The following is a 3,186-nucleotide window of genomic DNA, read 5'->3' as shown; positions in this document are numbered from 1 at the left end:
ATTGTGACAGAATTAGATCCTTTGAAAGGTTTTTATCAGGCTGCGGCATACCATCAGAATTATATAGTGCATCATCCCAGCGATCGCTATGTGGTAGTGAATGACTTGCCGAAACTGGCTAAACTTCAAGCAAAGTTCCCTGATATGTATAGCAAGTAAGGGGATTTACAGCATTCGACTTTTAACATCCCCTCAATCCGGTGAAAGATTAGCCTATCCTGTAAGATGCTCGTCCATGCTTCTCCAGATATTGCTGATGATACTCTTCTGCTCTATAGAATTGCGATGCAGGTACAATCTCCGTCACAATTGGATTTTTGTGATAGCGAGAACTATTTTCAAGCTGCTCCTTGGAGGCTTTTGCTAATAATTCCTGCTCTGGAGTGTGGAAAAATATTACTGACCGATATTGATAACCAACATCTGGCCTCTGGTGGTTTGATTCTGTGGGATTGTGCTTATTCCAAAACACATTTAGCAGTTCATTATAAGATACTATTGCTGGATTGTATTCCACTTCCACTACCTCAGCATGTCCAGTTTTTCCTCTACAGACATCTTCGTAGGTTGGATTATCAAAGTGTCCGCCACTGTAACCAACTGCTGTAGAAGTTACTCCTTTTACTTGACGAAATGCTGCTTCAACTCCCCAGAAACAGCCTGCTCCAAATGTCGCTTTTTGTAGATTAGCGTTTTGCATATCTTTGACAACTATTTTGTGATAATTTTAAATGAAACTCATCAAATCAGACAGATACTTTATAAGTAAATATTTTCTCAATACTGCCTGATTGATTTTAATTATTAGAGTGACAGATTATCCTGAGATGAGTATGGTATAAAACTGAATATTATCTAAGAATTGGAAAAAATTGATTCTGCCGTTTAACCATTTTTTGAATTCAAAATTCAAAATGCTCTCATTAAGAAGAAACAAAAATTTTGAATTGATTAATTCGCTCTTTTCTTGCCCTCACTGATTGTAATTTTGAATTGATTTGACAAATTGCTGAAGATTTTCTGCAACACCTACTGCCTCTAAATAAATAGCTTTCAATCTACAATATCAACTCGCTTTAATGCAGCCATCAATTCTGTCATAAACTCAACAAAGACGCGAACTTTAGCACAGAGATAGCGTTTTTGCGGGTACAACACGGAGATCGGTAATCCAACTTGGGTCGCGTAGGATTGAAGAATTGGTTGGAGGTCTCCACGCGCGATCGCTTTGGCTGCAATAAATTTGGGAAATTGAACTACACCGGCTCCTTGAATGACTGCCTCTAAAATGACTTCTGAATTATCGAATCGCAGATAACTCTCAACACAAAGGTCAATCGCTTTTCCATCTTGTTCAAACTTCCATTTAGGCTCTCGCCCAGTCTGTGGATAGATAAAGTTGACACAGCGATGCTGCAAAAGTTCTGTGGGTATTGTGGGCGTGCCATACTGAGCGAGATACTGCGGTGAGGCACAAGTGATGTAGCGTGCAGTTGCCAGATGGTGCATGATTAAACGGCTATCACTCCTCATTCCAATCCGCACTGTCGCGTCAATGCCTTCCTCAATCAGATCGATCGTGCGATCGTTAAAAGAAACATTCAGATTTAGCTTTGGATATTGTGTGATAAATTGCAGCAGAGCCGGAGCGATATGTATTTTGCCAAACACAAAGCTCAGATCGAGCCGCAATGTTCCGAGAGGCATTGATTGCGATTGTTTGACTTCGAGTTCGGCTTCTTCCAAATCGTTAAGAATTTGCTGACAGCGTTGATAAAATCGGTTGCCATCTTCGGTCAGCGTCAAGCTGCGAGTTGTTCGCTGGAGCAAGCGCACCCCCAAGTCATCTTCCAAGCGCAATACGGCTCGACTCACGGCTGAAGGAGCCATACCTAAGTGTCGTGCTGCCTCCGAAAAGCTGCCAGATTGAGCGGAGCGGATAAAAATCATCAGGCTTTTCAGCTTGTCCATTAACCAAAACGCATCTTTGAATTTTTTGCACAACTGTTTTGAATTTTAACTACTTTTTCTTTTTTTCTGCACAAGCTACTGTTTAGACAAGATAAATTTCAAATACACAAACAGCATAAAAAAAACAGACATGACACAGCAAACAACCGCAGAACGAATTATCTTAGTTACCGGAGCCACGGGCAATCAGGGCGGCGCAGTGGCGCGTCATCTTTTAAAGCGCAGTAACTTCAAGGTGCGTGCCTTTGTGCGCGATCCAAACAAGCCCGCCGCCCAAGCACTCCAACAAGCGGGGGCAGAACTCGTAACAGGAGACTTCAGCGATCGCGCTTCCGTTGATCGCGCTTTGGAAGGTGCTTATGGCGTTTTTTCGTTGCAGACCTTTCTTAAAGAAGGTGGATTATCAGCCGAGATCCGAGATGGCAAAAGTGTTGCAGACGCAGCTTCATCGGCAGGTGTCGAGCATTTCGTCTACAGTTCTGTGGGCAGCGCCGAACGCAACACGGGCATTCCCCATTTCGACAGTAAATTTACTGTCGAAGAGTACGTTCGCTCGCTGGGCTTGCCCTACACAATCATGCGTCCAGTTTTCTTCTTTTACAACTACGCCTCAATGCGTCCAATGATGGAGCAGGACACGCTCTCCCAACCGCTCAGTCCTGAAACAAAATTGCAGCAACTTTCTGAAGAAGATTACGGAGCAATGGTCGCTGAGGTATTCGATCGCCCCGCCGAGTTCTTGAACCGCGAAATCGAAGTCGCCAGTGTGGAGATGACCATGCCAGAAATCGCTGCCGCGTTCAGCCTCGTGTTGGGCAAAACCGTCGAATACCAGCAAATTCCGTTTGAAGCGTTTGAGCAGCAAGCTGGGGAGGAAGTGACCATTATGTATCGCTGGTTTGAGAATGTCGGCTACGGAGCGGATTTAGCACAGTTGAAACGTGACTTTCCTTCCTCAAGCGACTTTGAATCCTATCTGCGCGACCACGACTGGACAAAACCAGATTAAAGCGCGTCCCATGTCAGGTCAAAAATGTGAATTGACACAATTTACTATTCTTCAGTCAATGACCTAAAAATCAGACATAAACATTGGACGATATCTATTTGACGCTCTTGATTTTGAAGTTGATTTGGAGTAGTTGTTCACTCTCCCCCATCAAAAAAGGATCAAGAGAGAACGGGGATGGGGGGATGTTTTATACCTTTACGAGC

General features: G+C 43.7%; 3 protein-coding genes. 1 reads left to right on the top strand and 2 read right to left on the bottom strand.

The window, feature by feature from the left end; genetic code table 11:
- Positions 1-208 precede the first annotated feature (208 nt).
- Both msrA and CDG77_RS34245 read right to left on the bottom strand, forming a co-directional pair.
- Entirely contained in the window at positions 209-700 is a 492-nt protein-coding gene (gene msrA / locus CDG77_RS34250) for a peptide-methionine (S)-S-oxide reductase MsrA (protein WP_094333572.1), read from the bottom strand.
- A 353-nt stretch (positions 701-1,053) separates the two neighbouring features.
- Positions 1,054-1,971 carry a LysR family transcriptional regulator gene (locus CDG77_RS34245; protein ID WP_094333571.1) on the bottom strand — a complete coding sequence of 306 codons (918 nt, stop codon included), beginning with the start codon at positions 1,969-1,971 and terminating at the stop codon, positions 1,054-1,056.
- Positions 1,972-2,101: 130 nt separating this feature from the next.
- On the opposite strand from CDG77_RS34245, the gene CDG77_RS34240 reads away from it, so the two are divergent.
- The gene (locus CDG77_RS34240; protein WP_094333570.1) at positions 2,102-2,980 is read left to right on the top strand and encodes an NmrA/HSCARG family protein; all 879 of its coding nucleotides are present in this window, start codon (positions 2,102-2,104) and stop codon (positions 2,978-2,980) included.
- Positions 2,981-3,186: the final 206 nt, after the last annotated feature.

The sequence above is a fragment of the Nostoc sp. 'Peltigera membranacea cyanobiont' 213 genome, assembly GCF_002245975.1.
Taxonomy (GTDB): domain Bacteria; phylum Cyanobacteriota; class Cyanobacteriia; order Cyanobacteriales; family Nostocaceae; genus Nostoc.
This window is presented reverse-complemented; position numbering and strand designations above follow the sequence as displayed.

What these genes read in the sequence shown, in the direction of transcription:
- msrA (WP_094333572.1), bottom strand. Translation starts at nt 700, where the DNA reads ATGCAAAACGCTAATCTACAAAAAGCGACATTTGGAGCAGGCTGTTTC.
- CDG77_RS34245 (WP_094333571.1), bottom strand. Translation starts at nt 1,971, where the DNA reads ATGGACAAGCTGAAAAGCCTGATGATTTTTATCCGCTCCGCTCAATCT.
- CDG77_RS34240 (WP_094333570.1), top strand. Translation starts at nt 2,102, where the DNA reads ATGACACAGCAAACAACCGCAGAACGAATTATCTTAGTTACCGGAGCC.